This window comes from Pseudomonas sp. WHRI 8519 (assembly GCF_040224055.2).
Classification (GTDB): domain Bacteria; phylum Pseudomonadota; class Gammaproteobacteria; order Pseudomonadales; family Pseudomonadaceae; genus Aquipseudomonas; species Aquipseudomonas putida_X.
In genome coordinates this window covers 2,017,845-2,032,768 of sequence record NZ_CP167996.1, presented here as the reverse complement: position 1 = coordinate 2,032,768, position 14,924 = coordinate 2,017,845, and the positions used below count along the sequence as shown (strand labels likewise).

Here is a 14,924-nt window from a genome sequence, read left to right as displayed (position 1 = left end):
GCCCCTGCAATGAACCGCGATGCACCGTGGGCGCGGCCGAAACTCAACGGCCGCCGCCATCAAGGCTCCAGCCCGATACCCCGCAGGATCACACCCGTCACCGTCTGGATCGCACTCTCGAACGCCAGGTCCGACAACGGTTCACCGCCATTGAGTACCGCCACCTGGTAACCGAAGTCGGCGTAGTGCTGGGTCGACGCCCAGATCATGTACAGCAGCGCCGAAGGCTCCACCGGCAGGATGCGCCCCTCCTCCACCCAGCGGCGAATCTTGTCGACCTTCAGCTTGGCCCACGGCACCAGGCTGTCATCCAGGCTCACCCCCAGCAGCGGCGCGCCATGCAGCATCTCTTCGGCCCAGATCTTCGAACCCAGCGGCCGTGAGCGAGAATGGCCCATCTTGGCGCGAATGTAGCTGGTCAACACCACCCGTGGGTCGTCGAAGTTTTCGAAACACAGTGCGTCCTGCTTCCACACATCCAGCAGGTCCTGCAGCACTGCGCGGAACAGTTCGTCCTTGGTGCTGAAGTAGTAATGCAGGTTGGAGCGCGGCAGCTCGGCCTGTTCGGCGATATCACCCATGGACGTTGCGCCGTAGCCTTTCTCGGCGAACACCTTTTCTGCGGCCACGAGGATTTTATCGATGTTGCGACGACGAATTTCGATCTTGTGGTTGGCCATCAGAATCGCGATGCCCTCAGTGCCAGCTCATGGCGACGAACGCTCATCTGTATTCCTTGTCGTTTGCTCTAGGCCCTAGTCTACTCCGGTCATTTCGCCGAATACGAGCAACTTGCCCAGACCCGCAGCATGCCGTCAACCGCACCGGGCCCGATCCCTTGCCGGGCACTGCGCCCGATACAGGTTCAACGCCGTGTTGATGATGCCGATATGGCTGAACGCCTGGGGGAAATTGCCCAGCATGCGCTCGCCTGCCGGGTCGTACTGCTCAGCCAGCAAGCCCACGTCATTGCACAGCCCGGTCAGCTTCTCGTACAGCGCCTGCGCCTCGCTCTGGCGCCCCAGCAGCACGTACACATCGGCCAACCAGAATGAACAGACCAGGAATGTCCCTTCCCCCGGCGTCAGGCCGTCACTGCTGCGGTCACTGTCATAGCGCATCAGCAAACCGTTTTTCAGCAGGCGCTGCTCGATCTGTTCGAGCGTGCGCAGAAAGCGCTCATCCTGCGCCGGCAGGAACCCGGTCAGGGCGATCTGCAGCAGGCTGGCGTCCATCTCGCTGGAGCCATAGGCCTGGACGAAATACTGGCCTTTGGCATCGAGCCCCTGCTCACACACCTCACGGCGGATGTCATCGGCCACCTGGCGGTAATACTGCCCGCGCTCACTGCCCTCCTCGGTGGTCTCAGCCAGCCCCGCGGCGCGGTCGAACGCGACCCAGGCCATGACCTTGGAATGCACGAAGTGCTGCCTGCCACCACGCACCTCCCAGATGCCTTCGTCCGGCTCACGCCAGATGCGCTCCAGGTAAGGCATGATCAGGCGGGAAATCGCTGCACTGCGTGGGTGCCGGGGCAAACCACCCTGGATCGCCTGGGCCATGGCGTCGGCGACCTCGCCGTAGATATCCAACTGCCGCTGCTGAGCGGCCGCGTTGCCCACCCGCACCGGCTGTGAGTGCTCATACCCGGCCAGCCACGGCAAGGTGTATTCCTGCAGGTCTCGCTCGCCCGCCAGGCCGTACATGATCTGCATCTGCTCCGGGTTGCCGGCCACCGAACGCAGCAACCACTCACGCCAAGCCTGCGCTTCGTCGAAGTAGCCCAGGTTCATGAACGCCAGCAGCGTCATGGTGGCGTCGCGCAGCCAGCAGAAGCGATAGTCCCAGTTGCGTTCACGGCCAATGCTTTCAGGCAGCGACGTGGTGACGGCTGCGACGATGCCGCCGGTAGGGGCGTAAGTCATGGCCTTGAGGGTGAGCAGTGAACGGCGCACGCTCGCGCTGTAAGCGCCAACCTCGGGGCAGCGGGCGGCAAAGGCCTGCCACTGGCTGACGGTGTGTTCCAGGGCGTGCTCGAGGTCGCAGTCAGGTTGCACCGGCAGGTGCGAAGGTTGATGGCGCAGGCTGAACACCTGACGCTCGCCAGCGCTCACCCGAAAGCGCGCGACCGTGTGGTGGTCACGGGCATGCGAGGGCACCGTGCTGCACAGGATCAGCCGGTCGGGGCCGGCGACGGCGCTCAGGGTCAACGGGTCGAGCTTTTCCACCCAGGGTACGCTGCGTCCGTAGTCGAAGCGCAGCACCAGGTCCATCTCAAAGTTGATCTCGCCGGCAATGCCCTCGACGATGCGTACCACCGAGTTGACGTCCTCCAGCGGCATGAATTCGAGCACGCGGGCGCGGCCATTGGCCGTGACCCAGGTGGTTTCCAGCACCAGGGTGTCTTCCTGGTATGCCCGGCTGGTACGTTCGACCGGATCGCTGGGCGCCAGGCGCCAGCGACCGTTCTCTTCGTTGCCCAGCAGCGCGGCGAACACCGCGGGGGCATCGAAGCGCGGCAGGCACAGCCAGTCGATGGAGCCGTCACGGCTGACCAGGGCGGCGCTGCGGCAGTTGCCGAGCAGCGCATAGTCTTCGATGTGGGCGGGCATTGAATCTCCTCTATGAGCTGTCTGGCACGCCAGGCGGGCCGCGTGTCACCCCAACCGGTGCCACTCACGCTTGTCACGGGCCAGCAACTCGTTGCCAGCCTCTGGTCCATCCTCACCCGCCGGGTACTCATGCACCTCGCCGTCCTGCGCCCAGGCATCGAGAAACGGCTGCACCGCGCGCCAGCCGTTCTCGATGTTGTCGGCACGCTGGAACAAGGTCTGGTCACCGGTCAGGCAGTCGTAGATCAAGGTCTCGTACCCCGTGGCCGGGGTCATCTTGAAGAAGTCCTTGTAGGCAAACCCCAGCTCGACGTTTTCCATGACCAGTTCCGGCCCTGGGCGCTTGGCCTGCAGGTCGAACCACATGCCTTCATTGGGCTGGATCTGGATCTTCAGGTAGTTAGGCTTGGGCCGCTCCAGCTCCGATTCCCGAAACTGCGCATAGGGCGCTGGTTTGAAGCAGATGGCGATTTCGGTGTCGCGCACGCTCATCCGTTTGCCGGTACGCAGGTAGAACGGCACGCCGGCCCAACGCCAGTTGTCGATCATCACCTTCAGGGCCACGTAGGTCTCGGTCTGGCTGTCGGCCGCCACCCGGTGTTCCTGGCGATACCCGGCCAGGCGCTTGCGGCCCTGCTTGCCGGCGGTGTACTGGCCGCGCACGGAGTTCTTCAGCGCCATCTTCGCCGACCAGGGACGGATAGCGCCGATCACCTTGGCTTTTTCGCCGCGCACGGCATCGGCACCGAAGGCTGCAGGCGGCTCCATGGCAACCATCGCCAGCAACTGGAACAGGTGGTTGGGGACCATGTCGCGCAAAGCGCCGGTCTGGTCATAGAACGCACCGCGCGTCTCGACCCCCACCGTTTCGGCGGCGGTGATCTGCACATGGTCGATGTAGTGGTTGTTCCAGAACGACTCGAACAGGCCATTGGAAAAACGGCTGACCAGGATGTTCTGCACCGTCTCCTTGCCCAGATAATGGTCGATGCGGTAGATCTGCCGCTCGCTCATCACCTTGAGCAGGCATGCGTTGAGCGCCTCGGCACTGGCCAGGTCGGTGCCGAAGGGCTTCTCCACCACGACCCGGCGATAGCCCCCGGCAGACTCGTCAAGCAAGCCGGCCTCACCCAGGCGCTGGGCAACCTCGGGGAAAAAGCGTGGCGAGGTGGCCAGGTAGAAGATGGCGTTGCCATGGCTGGTCTTGTCGATGCGCTTGGCCAGCGCGGTATAGGTGGCAGGGTCCAGAAAATCGCCAGTCTGGTAGTCCAGGCGCTTGGCCAGGCGTGCCCAAAGCTTTTCGTCCAGGCCCTTGCCCGCGCCCTCGCCGCCTTTGTCGGCGCGCTCACGCATGAACGCGTGCAGCCGCTCGGCAAACTCATCGGCGGTGGCTGGGTTGTGGTCCACACCCACGATGCGCAGGTTGCGGTCAAGCAGGCCGTCCCGGCCCAGGTTGTACAGCGCCGGCATCAGCAGGCGCTTGACCAGGTCACCGTTGGCACCGAACAGGAACAGGGTACAAGGGCCAGCTGCAGGAATGGTCTGTCGGGTCATTGGCCTTTCTTCTCGACGTGGCCACCGAAGCCCAGGCGCATGGCCGAGAGGACCTTGTCACCGTAGGTGCCTTGCTGCTGGCGTGAGCGGAACCGGGCGAACAAGGCACTGGACAGGACCGGCACCGGCACGGCCTGCTCCACGGCTGCATCGATCGTCCAGCGGCCCTCGCCACTGTCCGATACCGAGCCGCTGAACTGCGTCAGCTGCGGGTCGGCCACCAGGGCGTCGGCGGTGAGGTCCAGCAGCCAGGAGGTGACCACGCTGCCACGGCGCCATACCTCGGCGATTTCGGCGACGTTCAAGTCGAAGCGTTGTTCTGGCGGCAGTTCATCGCCGCCTTTGCTGCGCAGCAGGTCAAAGCCCTCAGCGTAGGCCTGCATCAACCCGTATTCGATGCCGTTGTGCACCATTTTCACATAGTGGCCAGCGCCGGGCGGGCCTGCATGGATGTAGCCATGTTCGGCGCGGCCGTGCTCCCCTTCGCGGCCCTGGGTGCGCGGAATGTCGCCAACGCCCGGCGCCAGCGCCTTGAACAGAGGCTCCAGGCGCTCGAACACGTCCTTCTCACCGCCGATCATCATGCAATAGCCACGGTCCAGGCCCCAGACACCGCCGGAGGTGCCGACGTCCAGGTAATGCAGCCCACGCTTGGCCAGCTCGGCGGCGCGGCGCATGTCGTCCTTGTAGAAGGTATTGCCGCCGTCGATGATCGCATCGCCCGGCTCCAGCAGCTCGGCCAGTTGTGCAATGGTCTGCTCGGTCGGTTCGCCCGCCGGCAGCATCACCCATACCGCCCGTGGCGCCTTCAGCTTCTGCACCAGCGCGCCAAGGTCGTGGGCACCTTGGGCGCCCTCGCCTTCCAGCCCGGTTACCGCCTGACGGTTACGGTCGTGCACGACCGTGCGGTGTCCGGCGCGCATCAGCCGCCTTGCAATATTGCCGCCCATGCGGCCCAGCCCGACGATTCCCAGTTGCATGAGCCGATGCTCCCCTTGAAAAAATGAATGACAACACAGTCCAGCGTTTCAGATTAGTCCAGCACACCGCCCGAGGGTTCAGCGACGAACGGCGAGACAACGTTAAACAAAAAAGTTCCAATGAGCAGTGAAAGAATTCAGAATGCCCGCCGCGTGAAGCGACTACGCTTTTATTGTCACCAGCCAAAACCGCGAGGTGTTTACATGGGTACCTTGATGCCTGCCACTCCAACCCAGACCCTCTATGTATCTGTGCGCCGTGATGAACTGCGTAAATTGAAGGACGAACGCGACCAGCTCCGCCAGCAGGTCGCCCGCTTGCACATGCAATTGGAGCAGGCCCGCTCCGGCGACGACAAGGCCATCGGCCTCTGATCGAACATCCCTCCAGTGGGGGCCAAAGCGCTCCCACCGCCTCACCCCGCACGCCCGAAGTACAGAAACTTCCTAACACCGGCCCTGACCGCGCCTGACATCCAGCCGGGTACTGCAGCAAGCATGATGCGCCTCGAGCGCCCCATTCCGGGGCCTGCTATGCACGAGGACTGATTGTATGCGCGGTTTTCCCATCTGGCTGCCGCTCGCTACGCTGAGCTTCATCGGCGCGTCGGCATTCGCCAATGCCCAAGGCGAATGTCATGTTGCCCGGCATGACGAGATACTTGGGCTGTTCGAGCAATGGAACGCGCGCCTGCAAAGTGGCGATCCGGGCCAGGTTGCAGCGCTTTACATGGACGGTGCCCTGCTTTTACCGACACTCTCGGCCAGCCCACGGCTGACTCGGCAGGCCCACATGGACTACTTCCGTGGCTTCCTTGCCGACCGCCCCGTCGGCACCTTGGATGAAACCCATGTGTTCGCCGGTTGCGGCGAAGCAACCCTGGCCGGCCTCTACACCTTCCGCTTCGCCGGCACGGGCAAGGCGGTACCGGCACGCTTCACCTTCAATTACCGGCGCATCGACGGCGAGTGGCTGATTACCCATCACCACTCCTCTGTGCTACCCACTCAATGAGCCAAGTCTCCCGCCGGAACTCACCCACGGCTTGATCCATTCATAACGGCCTCTCTCGCGATTAAATCCGCTGCACGCAGACATCGTGGCAGCGCCACGCACGGATACACTCGCTAAGGGGCCATTTTTCGCACCAGAATGGTGCGCTTAGAGCATTGCGCTACAAAATGGCGCCCCTCGAAAACACCCCCGCCCAACCTTGGAACGCCCTCGTTCGATGGCAGTATCACTCGCCAACGTTTGCGTCTATCTCGCGTCATAACGAAAGTGACCAGTGGGTCACCCTTTTTACTTCCGGTCTCCTACACTCAGCTTTCGGCCCGCGATTTGCTCAAGGAAGAGGCGACATCAAAAAAGTCGAACTTTTACAAAAGGCGGCGGGTCAGGAACTTTAAGCAGGCCAAAGCATGGGGACCCCCTTCGCTGCAGCCCGCTCACTCCTTCCAGACCAGACGCCGTCGGCCGGAATGCCGATCGCGACGTGCGTGCGCGCACGAACCATGGGGCAAGGATGCAGTACCTGGATACGAAGCAGAGATAACCAGCACGAAATAAAGCAAACGGGTGCCAGCACCCGGCCACACCATAGGGACGGAGAGAAGTATGATCAGTGCCGCTGTCGAACCTCGCGTAGAGTCATTCAAACCGGAAAACCGCGAACCGATCACCCCGGATTTCGCAACGACAGTCAAGGCACCCGGCGCTCAGCGCCAGCACAACCCCAACAAACGCAAGATCCTGTTCGTCACCTCCGAAATTGCCGACCTGATCAAGACCGGCGGTTTGGGCGACGTTTCGGCGGCACTGCCGCGAGCATTGGCCCATCTGCACGATGTTCGTGTGCTGATCCCTGGCTACACCCAGGTGGTCGAGAGCGACAACCCCATTCATATCGTCGGCGAACTGGGCGGCCATGCTGCCCTGCCGCCGTGCAAGATCGGCCGTATGGACATGGCTGACGGCCTGGTCATCTACGTGCTGATCTGCCCCGAGCTGTACCAGCGCGACGGCACACCCTATGGTGCCAACAATGGTCGCGACTGGCCCGACAACCACATCCGCTTCGCCCGCCTTGGCCTTGCCGCGGCCGAGATCGCCGCCGGTGAAGGCAAGATCCACTGGACGCCCGAAGTGGTGCACGCCCATGACTGGCCTGCAGGGCTGGCCCCGGCCTACATGCACTGGCGCGGCCTGAGCACCCCGACCCTGTTCACCATCCACAACCTGGCTTACCAGGGCGTGTACAGCCGCGCCTGCAGCCCGGAACTGGCGATCCCCGACCATGCCATGCAGCAGGAAGGCATGGAGTTCTACGGCAAGCTGTCCTTCCTCAAGGCCGGCCTGGCCTACTCCAGCCATATCACCACTGTCAGTGCCACCTACGCCCGCGAGATCACCACCCCAGAATTCGGCTGCGGCTTGCACGGGTTCCTTGCCAGCAAGGCTCAACAAGGCCTGCTCGGCGGCATCCCCAATGGCATCGACGAAAGCTGGGACTCGGCCACCGACAAGCACTTGCAGCACAACTTCAGCATCAACGACTGGGATGGCAAGGCGCGCAATGCCGAGGAAGTCCGCCGCCTGTTCGAACTCGACCCAAGCGAAGGGCCGCTGTTCGCCGTGGTCTCGCGGCTGGTGTTCCAGAAAGGCCTGGACCTGACCCTGGGCGTGGCCGACTACATCGTCGAACAGGGCGGGCAGATTGCAATCATCGGCCGTGGCGAGCCTGAAGAAGAGCAAGCCATGCGTGAACTGGCCCTGCGTCACCCCGGCCGCATCGGTGTGCGCATCGGCTTCAACGAAACCGATGCGCGGCGCATGTTCGCCGGCAGCGACTTCCTGTTGATGCCGTCACGCTACGAGCCCTGCGGCTTGAGCCAGATGTATGCGCAGCGTTTCGGCTCATTGCCCGTGGCGCGCAACACCGGAGGGCTGGCCGACACCATCGAGAATGGCGTGACCGGTTTCCTGTTCGATGAGTCGACCGTGGACAGTTACCGCGAAGCGCTAAGCCGCGCCTTCTATGTGTTCGACAAGAAGAACCTGCTCAACGCCATGCGCTGCCTGTCGATGACTCAGCCGTTCAACTGGTGCCAGGCGGTCGAACCCTACGCCCGTCTCTACGAGGACTTGGTCAAACAGGCACAGCTGAGCCACTACTGAGCGGGGAGTCGAAGATGCACAGGCATGGCGCACAAATGCTGGACGCCACGTCGGCGCGCTTCGCCCTATGGGCGCCGGATGCGCGCAGCGTGAGCTTGGAACTGGAGCAGCAGCCGCCGATCGAGCTGCTGCCCGACGCAAACGGCTGGTTTACGGGGGTTGCCCCGTGCCAGCCCGGTGACCGTTACCATTACCGCATCGACGGCGAGCTGCAGGTGGCCGATCCGGCCTCGCGCTACCAGCCCGAAGGCGTACAGGGTCCAAGCCAATTGGTGGATACCCAGGCCTATGCCTGGCAGCATCCCTGGCAAGGGCGCCCTTGGCACGAAGCGGTCATTCAGGAATTGCATGTGGGGGTGCTCGAAGGGTTCTCGGGTGTCAGCCGTTACCTGCCTCGCCTGGCCGAGCTGGGCATCACTGCCGTTGAGCTGATGCCACTCGGGCAGTTCCCTGGCGAGCGCAACTGGGGCTACGACGGCGTGCTGCCATACGCGCCGCAGCACAGCTACGGCAGCCCTGAGCAATTGTGCGCGCTGGTCGATGACGCCCACGGCCAGGGCCTGATGGTGGTGGTGGATGTGGTCTATAACCACTTCGGCCCGGACGGCAACTACCTGCACCAGTACGCTAGCCCGTTCTTCCGTGAAGACCGGCAGACGCCCTGGGGCGCAGCCATCGACTTCCGCCGGCCAGAGGTGCGTGAGTTCTTCATCCAGAACGCCCTGATGTGGCTGTGCGACTACCGCTGCGACGGCCTGCGCCTGGATGCCGTGCATGCCATCGACCAGCCCGACTTCCTCATCGAACTGGCGCAACGGGTACGCGCGGCGGTGGAGCCTGGCCGGCAGGTGTGGCTGATGCTGGAGAATGAGCATAACCAGGCGTTCTTGCTGGAACAGGGCTTCGACGCCCAATGGAACGACGATGGCCACAATGCCCTGCATGTGTTGCTCACGGGTGAAACCGAAGGGTACTACGCCGACTACCAGCAACAACCGATCGAGAAGCTGGCCCGCTGCCTGTCCGAAGGCTTCGTGTTCCAGGGCCAGGCCAACCGCCATGGCCAACCGCGCGGCGAACCCAGTGGCCACCTTGAGCCCAGTTCGTTCGTCCTGTTCCTACAAAACCACGACCAGATTGGCAACCGCGCCTTGGGCGAACGCCTGACCCGCCTGTGCCCGGCCCCTGCCCTGCGCGCCGCGACCGGCCTGCTGCTGCTGGCGCCGATGATCCCGCTGCTGTTCATGGGTGACGAAGATGGCAGTTGCCGGCCATTTCTGTTCTTCACCGACTTCCATGACGAGCTGGCGGATGCCGTGCGCGAAGGGCGGCGTGGCGAATTCGCCCACTTCACCGCCTTTGCCGACCCCGCGCAACGCGAGCGCATCCCGGACCCCAATGCCGAGCAGACATTCCAGGCCTCAAGGCCACAGCGTCAGGAAGTCATCGCCGGCTGGCACGGCCTTTATCAGCAACTGCTGGAACTGCGCCGGCGCCACGTCATACCGCACCTGCCTGGCAGCCGTGCGCTGGGCGCCGAGGTACTGGGCGAGAAGGCACTTACCGCACGCTGGCGCCTTGGCAATGGCGACACCCTGCGCATCGACCTGAACCTGGCCTCCACGCCACAACCGGTCGACCTGCCTCCTGCCGAGCACCGCCTGTTCGACAGTAGCGACACCACGCACCCTGACACCGCACTGTCTGCGTACAGCTGCGTGGTCAGCCTGCTTGCACCTGGCCAGGAGCGCCCATGAGTGACACTGCATTACACCGCCTGGCCGCCCGCGTAGGGCTGGCCCGCGACTGGATCGACGCCAACGACAGGCCACAACAGGTTAGCGACGACGTGCTGCGCAAGGTCCTCGAGGCGCTTGGGCACCCCGCCAGTGACGAAAGCGCCATCCAGGACAGCCTGCACGCTGTGGGCGTCGCCCAAGACAGCGAACACTTACCGCCGCTGTTGACCGCCGACCTGGGCCGGCCACTGGAATTGGCACGTTACTTCAGCGCAGGCAGCGCCGCCCGCTGCACCCTGGAAGACCACAGCCAGCTCGCGCTTACCCTCGACAGCCAGGCACAACTGCCTGGCGAACTGCCCTTGGGCTATCACCAAGTGGACATCGATGGCCGCACGTTCACAGTGGCGGTGGCACCGCTGCGTTGTCACAGCCTGGAGGACGCTGTCGACCAACCGCCACCGCGCTGCTGGGGCATTGCGGCGCAGCTCTACAGCCTGCGCCGCCCTGGTGATGGCGGCTACGGCGACTGCCTGGCCTTGGAGCAACTGGCGCGCAGCGCCGCGGAACGGGGTGCCGATGCCCTCGCCATCAGCCCCATCCACGCCCTGTCAGCGCACGACCAGCAGCACTACAGCCCCTACTCCCCCTCCAGCCGCCTGCTGCTCAACCCCCTGTATGCCAGCCCCGCTGCCGTGCTCGGTGAACGTGCCGTGCGCATGGCTGTGGAGGCCTGCGGCCTGGAGCAAACCCTGGAAGACCTCGAGCAGAGCCCGCTGGTCGACTGGCCACGCGCTGCCGGCGCCCGCCTGCGCCTGCTCGACGCCCTGTACCAGAATTTCAGCCAGGCCGAGCACCCGCTGCGCAAGGACTTCGAGAGCTTCCGCGAGGCCGCTGGCCAGGCGCTGGAGCACCACTGCCGCTTCGAAGTGCTGCAGGCACGAGCCGTGGACGACGGCCTGGGCGCCGATTGGCGCAACTGGCCGAGCGCCTGGCACGACCCCTATCACCCGGAAGTGGAGGCCTTCGCCAGCGCCTATCCAGCCAAGGTCGAGTTCCATGCCTTCTGCCAGTGGCTGACCGAGCGCAGCCTGCAGCGTGCCCAGGAGGCCGCCCGAAGCAACGGCATGGCGGTCGGCCTGATCGCCGACCTGGCGGTGGGCGCCGACGGTGCCGGCAGCCAGGCCTGGAGCCGCCAGGACGAGCTGCTGGCCGACCTGAATGTGGGTGCTCCTCCGGACATCCTCAACCGCAGCGGCCAGGACTGGGGCATCTGCGCCTTCTCGCCCGAAGGCCTCAAACGCAATGGCTACCGCGCCTTCATCGAAATGTTGCGGGCCAACCTGGCCCACGCCGGCGGCTTGCGCATCGACCATGTGATGGGGCTGCGCCGCCTGTGGCTGATCCCCCGTGGCTGCAAGCCCAACGAAGGGGCCTACCTGCATTATCCGCTGCAGGACCTGCTGCGCCTGTTGGCCCTTGAGTCGGTGCGGCACCAGGCAGTCGTCCTGGGTGAAGACCTGGGCACGGTACCTGAAGGCCTGCGCGAACAGCTGGCGGACAAGGCCGTGCTGGGCATGCGCGTGCTGCCTTTCGAGCAGGCCCAGCCGGGCCACTTCACGCCGATCCTCGACTGGCCAGACAAAGCCCTGGCCACCACCGGCACCCACGACCTGGCGCCGCTGGCCGGCTGGCTGCAAAACCGCGACATCGACTGGAGCCAGCGCCTGCAACTGATCGATGACGCCACCGAGCTGCACTGGCGTCAGGCGCGACAGAAAGAGCGTGACGGCCTGCGCCGCACGCTTGAAGCCAATTACGGCCCACTAAAGGATAACGACCACTTGATCGATGCTGCCATCCGTTACGTTGGTCACACCCGCGCACCGCTGGTGCTGATCCCGCTCGAAGACCTGCTCGGCAGTGAAGAGCAACCCAACTTCCCCGGCACGACCGAAGGCCACCCCAACTGGCGCCGACGATTCGCGCTGCCGGTGCGCGAACTGCTCGACCATGAAGATGCCGCACGCCGCCTGGAGCTGTTGGCCCAGGCCCGCGAGCAAGCCTGGGAGCGTGATCAATGAAGCCGTTGTCCGCCACCCTGCGCCTGCAGTTTCACAGCGATTTCACCCTCGACCACGCACTGCCGCTGGTGCCCTACTTTGCCCAATTGGGCATCACCCACCTGTACGCCTCGCCCATCCTCAAGGCGCGCGCCGGTTCACGTCACGGCTACGATGTGGTCGACCCGACCCAAGTCAACCCAGAGCTCGGCGGCGAGGCTGCGCTGCAGCGGCTGGTGGCCGCCTTGCGCCAGCACGGCATGGGGCTGATCCTGGATACCGTGTCCAATCACATGGCCGTCGGCGGCGCGGACAACCCGTGGTGGCAGAGCCTGCTGGCGTGGGGCCGGCGTAGCCCCTACGCCGAATTCTTCGATATCCAGTGGCACTCCAGCGACCCACTGCTGGCCGGCCAGCTGTTGTTGCCCTTTTTGGGCTGCGACTATGGCGCCGCGCTGAAAAATGGCGAAATACCGCTGGAATTCGACGCGCGCACTGGCGTGCTGCAGGTGGCCCATTACGAGCACCGCTTCCCGATCTGCCCGGTCGACTATGGCTGGATTCTTTCGCTGAGCCCCGAGCCTGCCCTGCAGCGGCTGGCCGAACACTTCACCGCACTGAACGATGCCGCCGACCCGCTGGCAGCCGCGGTGCCGGTGCAGGCCGAACTGGCCCGTCTGGTGCGCGACGGCGCTGACCTGCAGTCTGCACTGCTGGCCTTCGACAGCCGCACCGAGAGCGGCCTGCAGCGCCTGCACCTGCTCCTTGAACGGCAAACCTACCGGCTGGCCAGCTGGCGCACTGCCGCCGACGACATCAACTGGCGACGGTTCTTCGACATCAACGAGCTGGGCGGTTTGCGCGTAGAGCGCTCGGTAGTGTTCGAGGCGACCCATGCCAAGCTGTTCGAGCTGATCGAGCGCGGCCTGGTCGACGGCCTGCGTATCGATCATATCGACGGCCTGGCCGACCCTCGCGGCTATTGCCGCAAGCTGCGCCGGCGGGTCGACGGCCTGCTGGCCAAGCGCCCCCTCGATGCAGCGCTCGAGCATTTCCCGATCTACGTCGAGAAGATCCTTGGCAGCGAAGAACACCTGCACCGTGATTGGCTCACCGACGGCACCACCGGCTACGAGTTCATGAACCAGGTCTCGCTGCTGCAGCACGACCCCGCAGGCGAAGCCCCGTTGACCGAACTGTGGGCCACTGTCAGCGAGCGGCCGGACTTCGAGGAGGAAGTACGCCAGGCTCGGCATCTGGTGCTCAATGCCAGCCTGGCCGGCGACTGTGAGTCGGTGGCCCAGGCGCTGCTGCAAGTCGCGCGCGATGACCTGATGACCCGCGACCTGACCCTTGGGGCGATACGCCGCGCCTTGCAAGCTCTGGTCGCCCACTATCCGGTGTACCGCACGTACTTCAATGCCTGCGGCCGCCCGGCCGAAGACGAGAAATTCTTCCAGCAGGCCCTGGCCAATGCCCGCCAGGACCTCAGCGACGCGGACTGGCCATTGCTCGAGCAGCTTGAGCAGTGGCTTGGCGGCCAGGGGTGGCGCAGGCTGCCTCCTGGCCGACAGCGCAAACACCTGCGCCATGCCTGCGTGCGCTTTCAGCAGCTCACCGCGCCCAGCGCCGCCAAGGCCGTGGAAGACACCACCTTCTACCGCTCGGCGCGCCTGCTGTCGCGCAACGACGTAGGCTTCGAGGCCGAGCGTTTCAGTGCCGGCCCCGAACACTTCCACAACGAGGCCCAGCGCCGCCTGCGCGACTTCCCCGACAACCTGCTGGCCACCGCCACCCATGACCACAAACGCGGCGAAGACACCCGCGCGCGGCTGGCGGTGCTCAGTGAGCGCGGCCCTTGGTTCGCCAGCCGCGTGGAGCATTGGCGCGAGCTGGCTGCACCGCTGCGTGAACAGCTGGAAGACGGCATTGCGCCAAGCCCGGGCGACGAGCTACTGCTGTTGCAGACGCTGCTGGGCAGTTGGCCCCTGGACCTTGACCTGCACGACGATAACGCCCTGCAGCACTATGCCGGGCGCATCCGCCAATGGCAGCAGAAAGCGCTGCGTGAAGCCAAGCTGCGCAGCAGCTGGAACGCCCCTAACGAGGCGTATGAGGGCGCCTGCGCGGCCTACGTCGATGGCCTGCTGCTCGGCCGCGAGAACCAGCAGTTGCGCCAGTCCCTGGCCGACGCCGCACACTTGATCGCCACCCCCGGCGCTCTGAATGGCCTGGTCCAGGCGCTGCTGCGCAGCACCGTACCCGGCGTGCCGGACCTTTATCAGGGCAATGAGTACTGGGATTTCAGCCTGGTAGACCCCGACAACCGCCGCCCGGTGGACTACGCTCAAAGGCGCTGCACGCTTGATGACGCCCTGCCGGTGACCGAGCTGCTGGCGCACTGGCGCGACGGCCGCATCAAGCAGGCGCTGCTGGCACGGCTGCTGGATTGTCGGCAGGCCCATGCCGAACTGTTCCGCCGTGGTGCCTACCTGCCGCTGACCGTGCAGGGGCGCCATGCCGACAAGGTGCTGGCCTTCGCCCGGCTGGGTGAGGACCACCGCGCCATCGTCATTGCCCCGCGCTTGGCCAGCGGCCTGTTGGGCGGCGCTTCGACACCGTTGATCCCGGCACAGAACTGGGACGACACCCGGGTGATATTGCCGTTTGCCTTGTCGCCTGCCAACTCGATGGGACTTTTCCCTAGCGCGGTGGTCAGCCCTTCAAAGGAGCTGATGTTGAGCGCCGTACTATCGGAATTTCCGGTCAATGTGTTGATACAACAATCTTGAGCATCA

The 14,924-nt window shown here is 64.6% G+C and carries 10 protein-coding genes; 6 read left to right on the top strand and 4 right to left on the bottom strand.

Features of this window, described 5'->3' with window-relative positions:
- Nucleotides 1-59: 59 nt before the first annotated feature.
- From ABRP30_RS09185 to gnd, 4 genes are all read right to left on the bottom strand, one after another.
- Entirely contained in the window at nucleotides 60-680 is a 621-nt protein-coding gene (locus ABRP30_RS09185) for a TetR/AcrR family transcriptional regulator (RefSeq protein WP_267822607.1), read from the bottom strand.
- A gap of 135 nt (nucleotides 681-815) precedes the next feature.
- On the bottom strand, nucleotides 816-2,612 hold the full coding sequence (locus ABRP30_RS09180) for a glycoside hydrolase family 15 protein (protein ID WP_267822605.1): 1,797 nt from the start codon (nucleotides 2,610-2,612) through the stop codon (nucleotides 816-818).
- Nucleotides 2,613-2,657: 45 nt separating this feature from the next.
- A complete protein-coding gene (gene zwf / locus ABRP30_RS09175) occupies nucleotides 2,658-4,166 on the bottom strand; it encodes a glucose-6-phosphate dehydrogenase (RefSeq protein ID WP_267822604.1) in 1,509 nt (502 codons plus the stop codon).
- The gene (gene gnd / locus ABRP30_RS09170) at nucleotides 4,163-5,146 is read right to left on the bottom strand and encodes a phosphogluconate dehydrogenase (NAD(+)-dependent, decarboxylating) (RefSeq protein ID WP_267822602.1); all 984 of its coding nucleotides are present in this window, start codon (nucleotides 5,144-5,146) and stop codon (nucleotides 4,163-4,165) included. The genes zwf and gnd overlap by 4 nt, the downstream gene beginning before the upstream one ends.
- 204 nt (nucleotides 5,147-5,350) lie before the next feature.
- Between gnd and ABRP30_RS09165 the strand changes: the two genes are divergently transcribed.
- The 6 genes from ABRP30_RS09165 (at nucleotide 5,351) to ABRP30_RS09140 (ending at nucleotide 14,918) form a co-directional block, all read left to right on the top strand.
- Complete coding sequence (locus tag ABRP30_RS09165) at nucleotides 5,351-5,521, top strand: DUF6026 family protein (RefSeq protein ID WP_241803304.1); 171 nt, start codon at nucleotides 5,351-5,353, stop codon at nucleotides 5,519-5,521.
- A gap of 178 nt (nucleotides 5,522-5,699) precedes the next feature.
- Entirely contained in the window at nucleotides 5,700-6,161 is a 462-nt protein-coding gene (locus ABRP30_RS09160) for a DUF4440 domain-containing protein (protein WP_267822599.1), read from the top strand.
- A gap of 603 nt (nucleotides 6,162-6,764) precedes the next feature.
- The gene (glgA, locus tag ABRP30_RS09155; protein ID WP_267822597.1) at nucleotides 6,765-8,324 is read left to right on the top strand and encodes a glycogen synthase GlgA; all 1,560 of its coding nucleotides are present in this window, start codon (nucleotides 6,765-6,767) and stop codon (nucleotides 8,322-8,324) included.
- Nucleotides 8,325-8,338: 14 nt separating this feature from the next.
- Nucleotides 8,339-10,081 (top strand): malto-oligosyltrehalose trehalohydrolase, encoded by a 1,743-nt coding sequence (treZ, locus tag ABRP30_RS09150; protein ID WP_267822594.1) that lies wholly within the window; start codon nucleotides 8,339-8,341, stop codon nucleotides 10,079-10,081.
- The gene (gene malQ, locus ABRP30_RS09145) at nucleotides 10,078-12,147 is read left to right on the top strand and encodes a 4-alpha-glucanotransferase (RefSeq protein WP_267822592.1); all 2,070 of its coding nucleotides are present in this window, start codon (nucleotides 10,078-10,080) and stop codon (nucleotides 12,145-12,147) included. Before treZ ends, malQ begins: the two co-directional genes overlap by 4 nt.
- Nucleotides 12,144-14,918, top strand: a complete 2,775-nt coding sequence (locus ABRP30_RS09140; protein ID WP_349974503.1) for a malto-oligosyltrehalose synthase — start codon at nucleotides 12,144-12,146, stop codon at nucleotides 14,916-14,918. The genes malQ and ABRP30_RS09140 overlap by 4 nt, the downstream gene beginning before the upstream one ends.
- Nucleotides 14,919-14,924 lie beyond the last annotated feature (6 nt).

What these genes read in the sequence shown, in the direction of transcription:
- malQ (WP_267822592.1), top strand. Translation starts at nt 10,078, where the DNA reads ATGAGTGACACTGCATTACACCGCCTGGCCGCCCGCGTAGGGCTGGCC.
- zwf (WP_267822604.1), bottom strand. Translation starts at nt 4,166, where the DNA reads ATGACCCGACAGACCATTCCTGCAGCTGGCCCTTGTACCCTGTTCCTG.
- ABRP30_RS09180 (WP_267822605.1), bottom strand. Translation starts at nt 2,612, where the DNA reads ATGCCCGCCCACATCGAAGACTATGCGCTGCTCGGCAACTGCCGCAGC.
- ABRP30_RS09140 (WP_349974503.1), top strand. Translation starts at nt 12,144, where the DNA reads ATGAAGCCGTTGTCCGCCACCCTGCGCCTGCAGTTTCACAGCGATTTC.
- treZ (WP_267822594.1), top strand. Translation starts at nt 8,339, where the DNA reads ATGCACAGGCATGGCGCACAAATGCTGGACGCCACGTCGGCGCGCTTC.
- ABRP30_RS09165 (WP_241803304.1), top strand. Translation starts at nt 5,351, where the DNA reads ATGGGTACCTTGATGCCTGCCACTCCAACCCAGACCCTCTATGTATCT.
- gnd (WP_267822602.1), bottom strand. Translation starts at nt 5,146, where the DNA reads ATGCAACTGGGAATCGTCGGGCTGGGCCGCATGGGCGGCAATATTGCA.
- ABRP30_RS09160 (WP_267822599.1), top strand. Translation starts at nt 5,700, where the DNA reads ATGCGCGGTTTTCCCATCTGGCTGCCGCTCGCTACGCTGAGCTTCATC.
- glgA (WP_267822597.1), top strand. Translation starts at nt 6,765, where the DNA reads ATGATCAGTGCCGCTGTCGAACCTCGCGTAGAGTCATTCAAACCGGAA.
- ABRP30_RS09185 (WP_267822607.1), bottom strand. Translation starts at nt 680, where the DNA reads ATGGCCAACCACAAGATCGAAATTCGTCGTCGCAACATCGATAAAATC.